General features: G+C 47.9%; 12 protein-coding genes. 2 read left to right on the top strand and 10 right to left on the bottom strand.

All coding sequences use genetic code 11. The features are described from left to right. Positions 1-19 precede the first annotated feature (19 nt). From NST34_RS15865 to NST34_RS15855, 3 genes are all read right to left on the bottom strand, one after another. Positions 20-1,093 (bottom strand): hypothetical protein, encoded by a 1,074-nt coding sequence (locus NST34_RS15865; protein WP_341128250.1) that lies wholly within the window; start codon positions 1,091-1,093, stop codon positions 20-22. Between the two features lie 193 nt (positions 1,094-1,286). Then, positions 1,287-3,452 carry a GH92 family glycosyl hydrolase gene (locus NST34_RS15860; protein ID WP_076283768.1) on the bottom strand — a complete coding sequence of 722 codons (2,166 nt, stop codon included), beginning with the start codon at positions 3,450-3,452 and terminating at the stop codon, positions 1,287-1,289. Between the two features lie 63 nt (positions 3,453-3,515). After that, on the bottom strand, positions 3,516-5,693 hold the full coding sequence (locus NST34_RS15855; protein WP_341128249.1) for a beta-galactosidase: 2,178 nt from the start codon (positions 5,691-5,693) through the stop codon (positions 3,516-3,518). A 307-nt stretch (positions 5,694-6,000) separates the two neighbouring features. Between NST34_RS15855 and NST34_RS15850 the strand changes: the two genes are divergently transcribed. Then, positions 6,001-7,242, top strand: coding sequence for a response regulator (locus tag NST34_RS15850; protein WP_341128248.1), 1,242 nt, complete (start codon positions 6,001-6,003; stop codon positions 7,240-7,242). Next, positions 7,235-9,001, top strand: a complete 1,767-nt coding sequence (locus tag NST34_RS15845) for a cache domain-containing sensor histidine kinase (protein ID WP_341128247.1) — start codon at positions 7,235-7,237, stop codon at positions 8,999-9,001. The genes NST34_RS15850 and NST34_RS15845 overlap by 8 nt, the downstream gene beginning before the upstream one ends. A gap of 306 nt (positions 9,002-9,307) precedes the next feature. Here the strand turns inward: NST34_RS15845 and NST34_RS15840 are convergent, their stop codons facing one another. The 7 genes from NST34_RS15840 to NST34_RS15810 all read right to left on the bottom strand — a co-directional run bounded on the left by NST34_RS15840 (position 9,308) and on the right by NST34_RS15810 (position 16,809). After that, complete coding sequence (locus tag NST34_RS15840; protein ID WP_042188352.1) at positions 9,308-9,556, bottom strand: hypothetical protein; 249 nt, start codon at positions 9,554-9,556, stop codon at positions 9,308-9,310. A 26-nt stretch (positions 9,557-9,582) separates the two neighbouring features. Next, on the bottom strand, positions 9,583-9,762 hold the full coding sequence (locus tag NST34_RS15835) for a hypothetical protein (protein ID WP_341128246.1): 180 nt from the start codon (positions 9,760-9,762) through the stop codon (positions 9,583-9,585). A gap of 14 nt (positions 9,763-9,776) precedes the next feature. Then, complete coding sequence (locus NST34_RS15830; RefSeq protein ID WP_341128245.1) at positions 9,777-10,805, bottom strand: cache domain-containing protein; 1,029 nt, start codon at positions 10,803-10,805, stop codon at positions 9,777-9,779. A gap of 65 nt (positions 10,806-10,870) precedes the next feature. Beyond that, positions 10,871-13,318, bottom strand: a complete 2,448-nt coding sequence (locus NST34_RS15825; protein ID WP_341128244.1) for an alpha-L-rhamnosidase-related protein — start codon at positions 13,316-13,318, stop codon at positions 10,871-10,873. Between the two features lie 99 nt (positions 13,319-13,417). Then, positions 13,418-14,845, bottom strand: coding sequence for an ABC transporter substrate-binding protein (locus tag NST34_RS15820; protein ID WP_341128243.1), 1,428 nt, complete (start codon positions 14,843-14,845; stop codon positions 13,418-13,420). Between the two features lie 141 nt (positions 14,846-14,986). Then, entirely contained in the window at positions 14,987-15,871 is an 885-nt protein-coding gene (locus NST34_RS15815) for a carbohydrate ABC transporter permease (protein ID WP_341128242.1), read from the bottom strand. Between the two features lie 5 nt (positions 15,872-15,876). Beyond that, on the bottom strand, positions 15,877-16,809 hold the full coding sequence (locus NST34_RS15810) for a carbohydrate ABC transporter permease (protein WP_218640913.1): 933 nt from the start codon (positions 16,807-16,809) through the stop codon (positions 15,877-15,879). Between the last annotated feature and the right edge of the window lie 18 nt (positions 16,810-16,827).

Below are 16,827 nucleotides of genomic sequence, written 5' to 3'. Positions count from 1 at the left end.
GTTATTCCCCCTTGAACATTTATTGAATGGCTTGGTTTGCGAGTCTTTCAGCCATTGGGTAATTCCATTCTGGGACAGCTTTGGATAGCTTATCGTCCACCATGGATCTAAACTTCTGTTGCGCCAAATGAAGTGTGATAGCATCCTTCACTTGATCGAAAGGTATAACTCCTGCATCCTCTACCGATAGACAGTAAAGTAGATGGATGGCCCCATTTTCAGCAAACAAGCCACTAATCTGTCCAAGTACAAGCTGATCTGCAGCAAGCAATACCTTAGGATTTTCCAGCGCTGCTGTTCGCCGGGAAGCACTTGTTATTTTTACTTCGCCGACGTTTATACCCAGCTCTTTTGCCTGCTGATGGATGCCTGCGTCTGATCTTATTTCTGCTGTTGCTGCTGCCCGGAGCAATTCCATTTTCTCCATGGCCTCCTGATGATCCTTGTATTCTGTTTCCGGACCAAAGGGCAGTGATGCCCATTCAAGATGTATAGCTCCCGGCCGAGAATATTTAGCAGCTTGCTTTGCTTCATATTCCAGCCTTACCTGTTCATCTGAAATCACGATGCCTCCGTTGCTGCGCATTGCTTCAATCGTGGCATCCTCAAGGTTGCTCATGTAATAACTGTAATAGGCCTGCGGTTCCATATGAAGAGGACCATACACCACTTCCTTATTCGCTACCGCCTGACTCCGCCGTTGATTCTCGTGCTCCATTTCTTTTAGAAAACCTTCATAGCTGATATCCGATACCACACCTGCTTCTTGAGCAAGCTGCAACTCCATCCGCTTCGTCAGTAGCTGCGTCTGGGATTCTTTTATCCACCTGTGGATTGGTTTTTCGCCGGAATAGTCGGTAGACCAGAATTTCTCTGAGTAGTCGGCTTCGTAGGTCTGTTTGAAGTAATCAGCAGTCAGTGCCCGATTCATTTGAAGATGCCAGTTGAACTCCGCTGCAGTGACCTCCTGTCCGTTAAGGGTCAGAAGTGGTTCTTTTGCTTGTGGAGCCTGCACATTCATCGCGCCAATCAGCAGCAGGCCCGCAATCAGAGCGAACAGTCGATTTCTTTTGGAATGAAGTCTTAAAGTCATAAGTTGATTCCTCCTCTCCGCATTCTTATTAAGCGCTTTCATTCTCTTCGATATTAGACATGTTACCCTTGAAAAAACAGGCGGGAATGCTGCGAAATGGTTTGCCATTTCACGATTTGACCAAAAAGAGCAATTTCACTCCATTCAAAAAACAAAAACAGCCCGAAATAATCCGGACTGCCTTGCATTGTTTTTAGGACGGGACTACCCCCGGACACATACTGAAGCTCAGGACGCCGCCTTTGATAATCTCTTCATGAGGCAAAGAGTGGTGCTCCCAAAGCGTGTGGTTCCAGTGGATTGATTTACTGTACACATTGGCGGGGCTGTTGTTTTGTGCTTCAATGACCCATTGCCGCCCATTTTCAAGCCGAATCGTTACTTTATCAAATAGTGGGCTGCCCAGTACATACTCGGGAATCCCGGGACTTAACGGATACAGTCCGATGGCGCTCCAAATATACCAGGCACCCATGCTGCCATTATCCTCGTCGCCGGGTAACCCATCCATTCCACAATTGAACAGTTTAGCCATGGTTTTGCGAACCCAGTACTGTGTTTTGGACAACGCCCCGAGTCTGGCGAAAATATAAGGAATATGGAAGCTGGGTTGATTGCTGATGGCAAACTGCCCTAGATCGGCCGCAGCCATTTCCGACATTTCATGAATTTCCAAGCCATAAGATCCCACTTTGAATATCGGTTCCTCGGCCATTAACTGGTCCAGACGCCGAACAAAAGCTTCCTCGCCACCCATCAGACTGGCTAATCCCGGGAAGTCATGGGGCACTGCCCAGCTCCCTTGCCAAGCTCCACCTTCACAAAACGGATCACCCCACGCCAAAGGATCAAATCCTTCCTGCCAAGTGCCATCCTCGTTACGGCCTCTCATAAACCCAACCTCGGGATCAAACAGCAGCTTGTAATTTTGCGCCCGGTCCATAAAACGCTCATAATCATCCATTTTGCCGAGTGCTTTGGCTATCTGGGCTATACAGAAGTCCCCGTATATATAATCCAGCGTGTTGCTTACACTTTCATGAAAACGATCATGCGGCAGATAGCCGTGCTGCAAATACAATTCTAGCCCCCGTCTACCCAGCTTCTCGTCTGTAGCCGGACGATCTGCATGTTTCAGCAAACCTTCATATATTAGCTCTACGTCGAAGCCGCTGATGCCCTTAACCACGGCATCCGCAGCTGCCGCATCGATCAGTGTGCCGGGCATGGCACTGCGTTCGCCTGGTGACAGCCATTTTGGCAGCCAACCACTTTCACCGTAAGCTAATGTCCAAGCCTGCATGATCTCACCGAGCAAGGATGGAAACAGGATACTGTATAACGGGAAGCTAGTCCGGTATACATCCCACAGTCCGATATCTGAATACATTGGACCCCGGCAAATGCTGCCGTTAAAAGGACTGTAATGAATTTGCTCGTCCTGCTCGTTATATTCATGCCATGTTCTAGGAAACAGGCAGATCCGGTACATACAGCTGTAAAAGGTACGGAGGTTCTCTTCATCCGCGCTTTCGACAACAATGCGGCTCAGCCGTTCTTCCCAGCCTGCCTCTGCTTTGCTCAAGATCTCTCCGAAGCTGTGCCCACCGACCTCCCGATCGAGATTCAATTGCGCTTGCTCCCCACTAATAAAGGAAGTGCCGCATTTCACTTCTATTACACCGGATTCCGGTATGTTTAATTCTACGTATGCGCCCAGCTTATCGCCGGTTCCTTCATACGTCCTTAGAGGTTGGTACTCCCCGTCAAAGATTCCCGAATCCTCCATGAGGATGTCTGTGTCGAATTGGAAGACGAAATACATCGCGAAATTATCGGGTACCCCGGCGGTATGGCCTCTTGTAAAGCCGATGATCCTGCGTTTCTCCGGTTGAAAGGTGAGTTGAGATTCGCCTTTTAGCGGTGCTATTATGAGCCTGTTCTGCTGTCCCTTAGCGTATGTTATTCTAATCACTGCACAGCGCTCTGTAGGGGTCAGCTCCAGTCGGGTACGATATCGCTGAAGAGACACACCGAAGTAGTGTGGGGACACTTGCATCTCTTCCGGTTTAAAGGAAGATGAGCGCGAATCAGGACTGAGTAATAACGGTCCAGTCTGCGGCAACAGTGTTAGATGTCCATAATCTCCGATCCAAGGACTGGGCTGGTGAGTTAGTCGTATGCCCTCCAGGTGGCGATGGTGCGGATGGAAGAACCAGGTCCCCCCTGCTTCGTGGGTTTGTGGGCTCCAAGCCGCCATGCCAAATGGCATCGCTGTAAGCGGCAGCGTATTGCCGTGTGAGTAGCGGAAATCCGACTTAGTCCCCTGTAATGGATTAACATAATCTAACAAAGCCAAATGGATACACTCCTTTGGCTGGCTTACACCAGCTCTATAATCTCCGACCTTAACTGCTGCCGGCTAAGATAATCGAAATACTTGAACATCTCCAGCTTCTACCCGTATAGACAGGTGAGTTGTTGAAGGTTCAAACGGATTTATTGGCTGAATTTTGGCATTCCCATCGTCAAACCATGGCTCTGCTGAAGTATAATTGGCAGGCAGCGTAACTTTGGCTTCTGCCAACGTCTTCCCTTCATTATGCACATAGAGGAACGCACCTCTGTCTTCTTCAACTTCCCACTCGGAAAGATCAGCGCGGACACCTCCGCTTACTTGCACATTCGGCTGTAGCTTCAATTCCTGCTGTAAAAGATCGCGCACCAACTGGAGCGTTCCGGTATGTCCATCCTGCCAGTAGGCAGCCGCAAGTAAGGTACCGAACCACACAGCACGCCCATTTCCATAAGCAGCGGCCGTCAACACAGGCATGTTGTCCTCGGCAAATTCGGCTAGGACCTTCACATGACTTTGCAGCGAAATATCTGATTTGTAATAGGAGCCGTGTGCCTTATCATCTGCGGCTGCTTCCCCTTCCTTGCTGTGCTCCATTACATTAAGGAGTGGGATCGCCGTCCGTGATTCGAATGCTACCTGATGATAGCTATGATCCAGATTCTCGGCAGAATGAATCCAAGTCTCCCGAACCCCAAAGACTTCATCAAATCCGTAACCGGGAACTGTATAGCTGTGACAGCCATTCTCTGCCTGAAGCGCGCCGAAGGAGCATTCCGAAATCAATATGCCTCCCTTTTCTACCCACTCACGCAGGAGGTCACACAGTTTACGGTTCAGATACAGTGGATAAGGCATCCACAGGCAGCGGTATTGCTCCAATGTCTTTTCCGTAACATCCGACTCATGCAGAAATTCCACTTTATAATTAAGATCATGTAGCAGTTTATGGACGCCTTGAAGGGAATCGTTATAGGTGTCCAAATGATCATGGGCAGCAAAGTTTGCGATTTGGTTCTGTGGGCTGAATAGAATAGCAATCCCGTCCCCACGCCGTTTTGCCTGTAAAAGCTCTTGCTTATTGTCTTGCACAAGCTTATTTAGTTGGGCCATATCCTTGTACCATGGGGTTGGACTGCCGTCCAAATACACACTACCCCAAGCCGGAGCCTCCTGTCCTAATACCTCCGGTCTATACTGCCAGAACAGATATCCCGTGATGCCACGGGCGAGCGGGGTCAGAATATGCTGCTTCATTTCTCGCAGCTCCGGCTGGAGCGGTTTCATTGCCGTATTGCCAGGCAGCGCATGAATCTCTGAGTTGATGATCGGTTTGCCTTTGGCGGCAGAGATCAGTAGATCAGCCGACCAAGCTGAGGACCCTAGGCTATTGCCTGTCAGGTCACAGGGCTCAGCCAGCTTAAAGTCGTCTGAACCTGCTGTAATCATATTAAAAATAGGAGCTGGCACAGTATGTGCCATAACAGGATGCAGCAGATCCAGTGACTTCACAGTATCTACCCGGCTCCGCAGCTCATCTGTTAAAGTACCGGACATGTACAGCCGCCAGTCCACCAAATCATTGAATACGCCTTGCCCACGCGGTGCCTCTACTTCCTCCCAGCTTCTGTAAGTCCGCTGCCATGATTCGTTCAGAGCTTCCAGAGCAATATATTTATTTTTCAGCCATTCTTGGAATGCCAGCACTGAGTGCTCGCAATAACATACCTGGTTGTCAAATGACAGCTTGCGCTTAATCCCTGTCGTCAGCTCAGGCTCATTCCATAAATCCCACACCCAGAGTGCAGGATGATCTTTGAAAGTCTTCACTGTTTCCGCCAGAAATTTCGCCTTCTCCGTGGCTGCAGCTGCATGGTGATAACAAGGTCCAGGAGCTCCGCCAATCTGGCGGCAGTTAATTGCCCTTGGTTCCAGAACGGAACCGTCTGCTGTGATCATTTTGGAATCAGGATGTTTTTTATAAAACCAGGCTGGCGCCACATCGAAAATCACGTTCAAAATGACCTTTAAGCCATTCTGTTCAGCAATATCCATCAGCTCCTGAATATCATCGAACTGGTAGATCCCTTCTTTGGACACGCTGGCGCGCCACTGCACCCAATACTTCACACAATTGAAGCCCTGCCCGGCAATATTGCTTAGGTCTTTCTCCCATTGATCCCGGAATGGGGTTGGGGAACGGTAATATTGAAACCCGAATGGAATAAATGATTTTTGTATCAAGGGTACTCCTCCTACAGCGTTCAATTTCGATGTCATGTATTTATAAAAGCGCTTACCGCTCTTTTACGGTTAAAGTCTATCACAGTACATTTTGCAAAAGTTAGGATGGAATCCTATGAAACGGTTTGTTAAGCTGTTGAAATGTTTAGAACTTCCGCTATGCGGACATTTTTGTACTTAGCCACCGGTGAACATACTGCGAAATCGTTTGTGATCCTGACAACTGAGAAATTACCGCTCCTCTAAAAGAGGTTTCATGTTTATAATGACTGTAAGACATATTAGAAACTACTTCGAGGTGAGGCCAATGTTGAAAGCGCTTATAGTAGATGATGAATATCTCGTCCGTATGGGCATCACCCAAACCATAGACTGGGCAGAATACAACGTCGAGATCATAGGAGAAGCCAGCAATGGTGAAGAGGGTTTGGAGCTTGCACTACAGCACCGCCCGGATGTGATTATTACCGATATCCGTATGCCGTATATGAACGGTCTTGAACTTATCGAGAAAATACGGGAGCAGGACATGATCGTAGGCATTGTCGTACTTAGCGGTTATGACGAATTTCAATATGCGCAGGCTGCATTACGTTATGGTGCCTCCACCTATTTGCTGAAGCCCATTAATATAGAAGAACTCGCAGATACAGTACGAAGCGTTGGCGAAGAAATTCTGGGGAAAAAGCAACTCTCCAAGCGATATTCACAGCTTAATGAGGAAATTGCCGCGATATCCAAACAATTCTGGCAGGATTTACTGCATGGCCAGCTGCATAGTGAGGAATTCATTACCAGCAAAATAAAGCTGCTGGAGCTGCAATTGGAACCAGGAAAAGCTATGCTGCCGCTGTCCATAGCCTTCCCTGCTGATAATGGTCTTCAAGGAACTGATGTAGGCAAAGCGTTGGAGGATGAAGCAGCGGTAATTCTGGAAGCATATTCTTTTGAACAGCTCTGTCTATTCCGCGATAGTCATCTGGAGTGGGTTATGATTCTCCGAACCGATGAACCTGAGCTTGCCGGTGATTCTGCCCGCAGATTAGGTAAGCAGCTATCGGAATGGAGCCAGCAGCACTTCGGCCAGGCTCTTAGCGTTGGCATCGGCAAACCAACTGAAAAATGGAACGGAATCGTAGATTCATACAAACAGGCTGTGCTTGCTGCGCAGCGTGCCTTGTCTGGTATTGAACGCGTGTTGTACGCTGAGGAAGAGGCCGGAGCTCGATGCCGGCGTGAAATCAGAGACGCCCTCGCTTTTATCCGGGAGCATTATTCTGGGAACATTACCGTGGAGATGGTTGCTGCTGCGGTGTTCGTCAGTCCAACCCATTTAATGCATCTATTCCGCAAAGATTTGAACAAGACGTTCTATGAATGTCTGACGGAATATCGGATTGAAGAAGCCAAACGTATGCTACGCAATCCGATGTACCGGGTCTATGAGGTAGGCAATCAGGTTGGTTTCACCGACTCCAAATACTTTAGCCAGATTTTCAAAAAGATGACGGGCATCCCACCGAGCGAATATGCAAAAACCTATGGTTAAACTAACGATGGCCAACCGGATGGATTCTTGGATGCGGAGGTTCAAGATCAAAAGTCGGATTGTTGTTGTCCTGTTAGTGGGATTGTCTCTGCATCTGGTGCTGATGCTTGTTATTTTTAACTTCTATTCCTATACCTATCTGCAGAAGGATCTGTATCGCCATGTGGTCCAGACTCAACGCCAAATTGGGCTCAGTGTGGAGTTGATGGTCGATGACATTCAGATGTTGTTCCTGCGATTTCTGGTGAACAGCGACATTTACCAGATCATTAATAACGATTCCCTGCCGGCAGCAGACAAGGAATTACGGATCGGGGCTATCATCGACGGTATGCTGGCACAGAATGATCTGGTGGGCAATGTAATCATCAACACCAATGATAATATGCTTTACTCTTATCAGTCCAAGGAGCAGATGCTCGAGGTTCCCGAAGCCTTGTTCATTAAACGTATACAGGAGAGCAGCATGCCTGTTGTCGGTGAAATCAAACGGGATGGGGACGGCAATGCCTATATCCCCTTCGGACAGCAATTCCGGAACTTCAATACGGGGCAAAATATCGGGGTCGTCATCATCTATGTCAGAGAAGCCGCCTTGGCAGATCTTTATTCCTCCAGTTTCACTGGCATTGGCTACTCCTTCCTGACTTCCAGCGACCGGATTATATCTCACCCCGACAAGCGGCTCTTGGGCAATTTTTTGGAGGAGAACGCCCCTCTTCGTCCGGGTCAGAAAGAAGGCTACCGCACCTGGTCAGATAACGGGAATTCCTATATCATTGCTACTTATCCTTTGAATCCTAGGTTGGAGACGCTTGGCGTTAGCTGGGAGTTCACCAGTGTGATTTCTAGCCACAAGTTGCTGGAGGGAATTGCCAAGGGTAACCGAAATGCCCTTCTTTTCGCCAGTGTTACCTTCATTGTCCTACTGATTCTTTCCTTTTATCTGGCGGCCAAAATCACCCGACCACTACTGAACTTGAAGAAGAAGCTGAGTCTGTTTGGCAAAAAAGACTTAGCAGCTGTCTATGAGCAGCGGGCACAGGTCGATGAGATTTTCCAGCTAGAGAACAGCTACTATCAGATGGTAGAACGGATCAGCCAATTAATGCTTGAAAAAGATGAGGAAAAAGAGAAGCAGCGCAAGGCGGAGCTGACTGCGCTACAGTCGCAGATCAATCCTCATTTCCTCTACAACACGTTAGATGCGATTGCCTGGATTGCCCGGCTGAAGAAGCAGCCCGACATTGAGCGGCTGATTTCTTCTCTGGCGACCTTTTTTCGGATTAGCCTGCATAAAGGCGATAAATTCGTTACTGTCGACGAAGAAATCCGTTTGGTGGAGAGTTTTGTGACGGTCGAGCAAATGCGTTTCCCGAATAAATTCGAGATTGAATACGATATTGAGGAATCGCTGCGCAAAGTCCGCATTCTAAAGCTGATTCTTCAGCCTATCGCAGAGAATGCGATCAAGCACGGCATCAGCGAGAAACGTGGCATGGGCAGAATCTGGATTAAAGGCGAGCTGCTGGAGGATGAGATTCGCTTTACAGTGACGGATGATGGAGTCGGCTTTGCCAACGGCGCGACACTTAGCCAAGCTAAGGAAGATGTGCTATTCCAGAGCGGATATGGGTTGCGAAATGTGGACGAACGGATCAAGCTGGAATACGGTCCTCAATATGGGCTAAGCATTTCCAGCACTCCGGGGCAAGGCACAACGGTTACGATTAGCTTGAAGAAGGAGCTGCCCAATTAACTAAGATTGTTAATGAATGCGGACACTATAAAGAAATCGATCTTTTTGAGAAATAGGTGGTAATTTCACTTTACTCATAAAGAGCGATTTCTTTTTTTTTACGTTTGAGTAGTGTAAATAGTTATTCTGTTCAAAACGGAGGAGAGAACGAACCGTCTGTGGGCTAGCGGTTCAGCAGAAAATAACGTAGTAGAATGCCCCTAGAAATAGAATCAGCGACAGCAATGGACGAGAAAATAAAGCCCTGGACTGTCGCTATTACGTTTTAGTAACGTTTCCCGTTTGCTCAATGCTGTCAATACTGGTTTAGTAAATAATATCGTGTTGTTCCCCGTCTTTGGGATCGTTAATAACAACCCACTGTTCCTCAACTATGTTTAGTTCCTCATTGCAGAATTCCATTGCTTCTTCTAATGTTTCATAACAATAGTCAGCATTTGCACCCTTATTTTCATGAGTTTCAAATAGAAATAAATAAACACGATACTTTGATTCATAAATCATTACCTTACTTATGTCCCCTATTGGTTCTGTAAGAAGAGCATACATTCTCATATTTTCACCCCATATGTTCTATTGCATTATCTTACCATAACGTTATCCAGCCCAATAGTTGAACAAGCCCCTACGAAGTAGATTCGCTGTGATCGGTTCCCACCCAAGTAGATATAAGCACTGCTAGCCAGTGACCTTTTGCAGATTTTAGCGGGTAACCTGAAATTCCAATGCTTCATAGATTCTGTCTGCCATTCTGCTGCCATACAGACTACCAATCTTAGTCTTTCATCGTGGAGTTAATTTTCAAGTACAACTGTTTCAGCGGATTAACAATACTGCCACTAAGCATTGAGATCAGCAACCAGAACACTATGAACACGACGATGTTTAAAACGATCATTAAATACTTAAATGTCCGCAGCTCTGCATTCATGCCGTCTGCAGAGATATAGGTGACGATCCGCTCGTCCGATTCGGGCAGCGGATAGAGCAAAATCAAGCCGTCGGCCGTTTCACGCTCCAACAAATCCATAGCACCGCTACTTGAACTATCTTGTTCTTCCGGCATAGCTGGATTATCCTTCTCCGGTGTGGCCAGCGCAGCTCTAATTTTTTGCAATCGCTTCATAGGAACATCCGCCGCACTCAGTAGCTTTCCGTTACTTGTCAGTAGATAAACTTCATTCTCTCCGTAGATCGTATTTTTGCCTGACAGGTAGAAGCTGTACAGCTTGTCAATCTCAACTTCGAGTGAGAGCAGACCTAAAATTTGCCCCTCCCCATTCTGAATTTTCACCTCAAGCAGCAGACGGTCGCGCAGATCAGAAGGTGCGTTCATTAGATGTTCCCGGTTCAGCACCGTCCAGCGCAAAGTCTGTTCCCGGTTATCCAGAAATTGTTCCATCCCCGGAACCTTCTTGATCTCTGTAAAGGGGAGAAGCCCGGATACATTGCTCGAGGAGTACGTCCCCCCTGCTTCACCCCAAATATAAATGCCGAGAATGTCACTGCTAGAGGAGCGAATGCCCTCAAGTATAGGAGAAATCGCTCCGTCGTACGCTGGTTTTTTCAACGCATTCTGTACCACCTGATTGTTGGAGATAAGCTTGGAGGTCTCCTCTAGCCAGTTCATGAACAAAAGAGTATTCTTATGCTGCTGGCCAGTGTATTGAACAGATAACTGCCGCAACATATCCAAGCTTCTATGCTCCATAGTACGGTACAAAATAAAACTTGAAGCAGCAATGTAAACGGTAATAAACAGCACCAGGACAAGGCGGATGTTGCGGCCGAATGATCTGAACATATAACTCCCCCATCCCCCTCCGGTGTATGAATCAACAAAAACGAAAATCAATTGAAATCAGACTATCAGCTAAAGTGACTAATGTCGATCTCCTTATAAAAAGAACCTGCATCTGTCAAAAGCACTTCAGTATTCGGCAGGATAATTGTAATCGCCGAACCGGCTGGCCAGTTAGCTTCAAAATGGAAGCTTTTATGTCCCGCTTCTGAATGGATTTTCCATTTTACATGTATTGGACCCAGACTTGTGCTTACGGTTCCACTGGCCTGTTGCAGTTCTCCGCAATGTGGCTTTATGGTTATTCCCTCTATCCCTTGCCGGACACCCAATATCCCTCTGGTGAACTCAGTGATCGGCAGCGCACTCCAGGCGTGACAGTCACTTCTGGTTCCAACAGAGTCCATTTCTGGGAGAGTAGTGAGGTTCAAATCCAGCTGCTTCATCCAGCGTACCCATAGTCCGAAGGAGCGGTCATACAATCCGCAATGCTCCAGCGCGCGGAATAAATAGTAGCTCATCGGCAGTGAAAGCTTAGCCAGCGATGTATCTGTCAACGTTGCTTTTAGCAATACCGCCCCCTCTACAGGATCTACCGTACCAGCTAAAACCGCCCAGACCTGCGTATGCTGGCTAAGCTGTGTTTCTGTAGTCGCCTCCGGGCTGTCGCGGAACATCATACTGTTCGTTTGGCGGCAGCAATCCAGTACCGCAGCATTGACCACGGCTTTGCGCTGACGTAATTCTATTGCAATCTGCGTCCACCCGCTGGCGGCAAGCAATTCAGCCGCTTGCTCCAACGCGGCCGCATACATCAAGCTAAGCACGGTTGCAGGTGCACCTTCCGTACAGTCTGGTGCACCGAGTGGCCATTCTTCCACCCAGTCAAAATAATTCCAATATTGGCGAGGCGTTCTGTCCACCAGACCTTGTGGTGTCAGTCGCTGATCGAACCAGTCCAATACGGATAACAGTGGCAGTCGGTACCGATTTACCAGTGCCAGATCTCCAAAGGATCTGTAGTGGTCATGAAGCATCCCGATCCAATATAAGGAGAAGGAGGGGATGACCTGTGGCAGTACGGAGGGGTAGCGGCTTTGCAACATACCGTTTGGCAGCTGCGAAGCCCTATAATCTTCCATTGCCCTCCGTGCCAATCGGTCGTCTCCTGATAACAGGTACGTAAATTCCATCATCAGTTTGGTATCCATGGTATATTGCAACTGTTCATAATACGGTGTATCCTCGTAGGTCTCATGCATGCAGCGTTGTAGTGTTCGGACACTCAGCTCCCAGAGCTGGTTATATCGTTCATCGTTGCAATGAAAGCTTCCTTCCGCCAGTAACGGATACCCAGTCTCTCGATAACTGAAGCCGGATATCGTCAAAGGTTCAGCTCCAGTATGCACCTCCAGTCGGACATACCGGAAGGTACGAAACCAGAACGGTTCATAGGTTTCCACCTGCATCGAGGTGCCATAACCGGCTGGGTGGTAGCTGTCATATCCGCCTCTTAGTACATGCTCCCGCATATCATCGCGGACAGCTTTGCGGCGGATCTCGTCATCCCCAGTCTCTTCTTCGTAGCACTCGGCGTAAAGCAGGGTGATCCGGCTACCTTTACCCCCAAGGAGCTTAAGCTGCGGATAAGCTGTGATTAGCTCACCTGCATCCAGCTCCAGCCAAAGCTGCTGCCCCGCTTCCACATGTATTCCTGCTAATGGCAGGGCAACCTCACTAGCTTCATTCCGCAGCTCCAGACAATGCCCTTTTTCAAATAGGGCATCTCCTTCACCACTGCTGCTCCGCATCAGCTTTAGGAAGAGCTGCTCCCGCTCATACAGCAGCGGAATCGGACGTTTGTCCAGTTGCCATGGGGTCAATTGGCCATAATCATCCCGCACCGGTTGTACAATACCTGCGGCTAGCCAGGCGCTGTCGTCATATTCCGGCAGTGTCCAATCCAGCAGCGCTACGTCCCCATCCACCTCTTCCAATCCGCCCATCCAGCGCATAATCGGAAACGGCTGAAGTCTGTAGCTGTGGTCCCTAATGCTTTTCCATGAGGTATCTGTATTCAGTTCCTGCACAAGCTGCCCATTGTTCATAACTTCCGCTTCTACAAGCAAGCCGCCTTTTTGCGAACGCCAGATGGATAGAGGTCCGTCTTCCCCCAGCTCAAAGGGAGATGTCCCTGCATAATGAACTACCACAACAGCAATCACATTTATACCTGGTTGCAAAACGTCGTCTAAACTGAATTCCTCATAATATTGTACATGGCCATGACCCTTACAAGGACCGGCCCATAAACGCTGCCCGTTAACAAAGAGTCTGTAGCGGCTGTCAGCAGTAATGGCCAAATTTAGACTATAAGCCTTCCCGGCTCCAGCTGGCAGCTCAAACACTTTGCGAAAATATACTCGCTCGTGTTGCTGTTCCCAACTAGCTGTTCCTTTCTCAACCAAAGGCCAGATCCAGCGTGCGTTCCAGTCTCCCCATTCTTTTGCTGCCATGTAATGCACATCTCCTTTATCAATTAGAGTAGATTTCGCAATCTACGCAGAAACGGCATCGCCGCCCTTCAGAAGGACGACGCCGCCGTTTGACTGTGCTTATTTCACCTTGTCGAGATAATCACGTTGGAATTCTTCAGCAGCCTTAGTCAAAATCTCCAGTGGGTCTGCGTTTTTGTCCGTAAGGACAGTTTGCAGTACAATATCCAGCTTCTGGTACAATTCCTGAGCGTTGACCGGCTCTTCTGCCCGCATGCCTTTGCTGCCGTTGTCCATATAATCACGGAACAAATCCAGGTTCACATTGTTGTATTTGTCGAGAATCTTCTGTTCTTCACCAATCCGTTTCTCATCTGTCCAAATCCGCAGGCCGTAAGGGCCTACGATCAGCCCCTGATCACTCAGTGTCTTTTTCTCGATATCCCAACCAGTTAATGCCTCTTCTGAGGACTCCGGTGTGAAGCCGTAGGTTTTTAGCCATTTGAATCCAGCATCAATCTGCTCAGGGGTTACATTAGGCGAGAACATATATAGACCACCGCCGAGCAGGGTTACAGGCTTCCCGATGGGCCCGATTGGAAGTGCGGACATTGCCACATTGTCTTTAGACATTTTGGTCTGCTGCTGGATGACTGGAGGCCAGTCATTCATGCCGAAGCTCATAGCGACTTGATCGGTTCCGAACATGCGGAACATGTCATTCGTAACATCCACCAGATTATTGTCCGGCAGGACATCATATTTCCATTTCAAGTCCTTCACATATTGCAGGGCCGCCGCTGCCTCTGGAGAATTGAACACCGCTTGCCATTTTCCATCCACCTGTTTCTCGAATTCCGCGCCGTAAGCCCAAGCAATGTTCATGAACATCCAGCCGCCCTGGCCGCTTTTGGTTGGCAGGAAGATTCCCGCCTTACCGGTCTTTTGCTTAATGATCTGCGCAGTTTGTGCCAGCTCTTCATATGTTTTAGGGAACTTTGGTATGCCCTTATCGTCCAGCAGTCCAGCTTCCTTGAAGAGATTCATATTGTACAGCATCCCCATCACGTAGCCGTCCTTCGGAATCCCGTAATATTTGCCGTCCTTGGTCACCATCTTCAGCAGATCTGGATTGATCGCTTTGTCATAGCCATATTTTTTCATCGTATCCGTGATATCTGCCGCGTAATTTGCCTTAATGATTTTGCTAGTTTCTGTAAAAAAGGTCTCGTAAACCGTTGGAAGCTGACCGCTGGCCGCTTTAGGCAGGAAAGAGCTGACGTCATAACCCCATTCATCCTTGTCCACAGTGATATCTGGATAATTAGCTTTCATCTTCGCCATGAGCTGCTCATACTGGGCAATTTTGGCTTCCTCATTCGGCTTCGGCCAGTTGCTGACCTTGATCGTCACCTGTTTGTTGCTCGCTTCCTCCGTATTCACTCCGGCGTTCTCTTCTTTGGAGCCTCCGCAGCCAGCCAGACCGGCCGTAAGGAGCAGCGTTAGCGCCAGTGTAGCTGTAATTTTTTTGGTGTGTTCGATTCTCAATGTAATTCCCCCTAGTCTTATTGTTAAAGCATTCTTCACAACATGTAAAGCGCTTTCTTTTAAATCTGAAATCATCTTACCACGCACCTTCTGCAGCACCCTACGGGGCAAAACTGTGAAATGGTTTGTGATCGGGTGATGTTACCCTTTAATGCTGCCGCCCATGGATTGTCCGTTCATAATGTACTTTTGGAAAAAAACAAACAGAATAATCGGCGGCAGAATCGCAAACGTCAGCGCAATAAACTGAATGTCCTGCGGCAAAGTCGCTTTCAGATTATAGATGGCCACAATGACCGACCAGGTCGATTTATCCTTCAGCACCATAAAAGGCCAGAAGAAGTCCTGCCAGACACTGTTCATCGTTAGTATCGTAATTGTGGCCATAACTGGTCCGCTAAGCGGGAGGATTATCCTGATAAAAATGCCGATGGTGCTCGCTCCGTCAATTTTGGCCGCTTCCAGCAGCGCCAGTGGGATGGTATCAAAAAAGTTCTTGAAGATCAGAATTACCACTGGATTCACGGCAGCCATAAACCACATCGGCCAGTAGGTATTGGTCAGATTTAAGTGCAGCAGTGGAAAATCAATCAGGTTTTTGAACAGCGGCACCATACCGACTGTATTCGGAACCATCATAGTCCACACGATCAGGGCAAACATCAGTGCACTCCCTCGAGGCTTCAGCTTAGAAAAAAAATATCCTGCCAGCCCGTTAAACGTAAGACAGAACAGTACAGAACCGACAGCTAAGTAAGCCGTATTCAGATAGTAACTGAGAAAGTTAAATTCCTGCCAGGTCTCCCATAGCTTGCTTACATTGAATGAGCGAGGAATCAGGGTAGGCGGGATCGCATAAAACTCTTTGATGTCTTTAAGACTCGAAACCATAATCCAGACCGGAGGCAGAATACAGACGGCGGCAAGCACAATCATCAGAATGAACATGCACCAATACAGCACGCGTACCCAAGGTGACCTGTATTCTATATTGCCGATAATGCCAAATGCTTCTTTTGTTTTCATAGCTTCTACTCCCTGTTCAATTTCTTATCCAGCCGGAAATATATAATAGTTAGCACCATCAGGACAAGGAAAGTAATAACCCCCAGCGCCATGGAATGGCCTGCTTCAAAACTCCGGAACGCATAGTAATAGCTTTGGAGCATTAACGTCATAGAGGCGTTGTTCGGCCCACCTTCGGTCATAACCAGAGGCTCGTTGAAAATCTGGAATACACCGCTGATCTGCAAAATCATCATCAATCCGATCATGCTGGAAATTTGCGGAATGGTGATGCTTTTAAATCTCCGCCATACATTCGCACCATCGATGGAAGCCGCTTCGTACAGATCATGATTAATGCTTTGCAGACTGGCTAGATAGAGCAGCACCGTTCCCCCGAAATTCCGCCAGGTAATCGTGAAAATAATCAGCATAATCGTCATGTCCGGGTCCTGAAGCCACTGCTGCACCGGGAATCCCAGAGCACTCAGCATAATATTCAGCACGCCGCCCTTCCCAGGCTCAAACAGAAACATCCATAACATCGAGGCAGCAATACCGGGAACCATGCTCGGAAAAAAGACCGAAAAGCGGAAAAACGATTTCCCATGCCTGAGCTCATTGATCACAACTGCGACTATAATGGGTACAGCAAAACCGATCAGCAGCGACCAGAACACATACACGAAAGAGTTGGTCAGTGTCTGCTGAAACGCTGAGTTCTGTATCACATCCTTGTAATTCTGCAGTCCGGCAAAGCTTACGGCATTATAACCCTCTGTATTGAAAAAAGAGAGCACAATGCCCTTGACCAGCGGCTGCCAGGAAAAAAAGAAAAAGGCAAACAGCGTAGGGACAATTAATATCCAAGATGACCAATCTCTAAATAGACGCCGCACAGGATAACCTTTCTTTTTCTTAGTCATTAAAGGATTTAGTTCAGTGGTTTTTCCAATCATGCTCCTGTCCTTCCTTCC

It is taken from the genome of Paenibacillus sp. FSL H7-0714 (assembly GCF_038003765.1).
Lineage (GTDB): Bacteria > Bacillota > Bacilli > Paenibacillales > Paenibacillaceae > Paenibacillus_AQ.
Note: the sequence above shows the minus strand (reverse complement) of the source record. Positions and strands in the feature narration are given on the sequence as shown.

Coding starts and splice junctions, on each gene's coding strand:
- NST34_RS15865 (WP_341128250.1), bottom strand. CDS start 1,093: ATGACTTTAAGACTTCATTCCAAAAGAAATCGACTGTTCGCTCTGATT.
- NST34_RS15850 (WP_341128248.1), top strand. CDS start 6,001: ATGTTGAAAGCGCTTATAGTAGATGATGAATATCTCGTCCGTATGGGC.
- NST34_RS15845 (WP_341128247.1), top strand. CDS start 7,235: ATGGTTAAACTAACGATGGCCAACCGGATGGATTCTTGGATGCGGAGG.
- NST34_RS15840 (WP_042188352.1), bottom strand. CDS start 9,556: ATGAGAATGTATGCTCTTCTTACAGAACCAATAGGGGACATAAGTAAG.
- NST34_RS15835 (WP_341128246.1), bottom strand. CDS start 9,762: ATGGCAGCAGAATGGCAGACAGAATCTATGAAGCATTGGAATTTCAGG.
- NST34_RS15830 (WP_341128245.1), bottom strand. CDS start 10,805: ATGTTCAGATCATTCGGCCGCAACATCCGCCTTGTCCTGGTGCTGTTT.
- NST34_RS15825 (WP_341128244.1), bottom strand. CDS start 13,318: ATGGCAGCAAAAGAATGGGGAGACTGGAACGCACGCTGGATCTGGCCT.
- NST34_RS15815 (WP_341128242.1), bottom strand. CDS start 15,871: ATGAAAACAAAAGAAGCATTTGGCATTATCGGCAATATAGAATACAGG.
- NST34_RS15810 (WP_218640913.1), bottom strand. CDS start 16,809: ATGATTGGAAAAACCACTGAACTAAATCCTTTAATGACTAAGAAAAAG.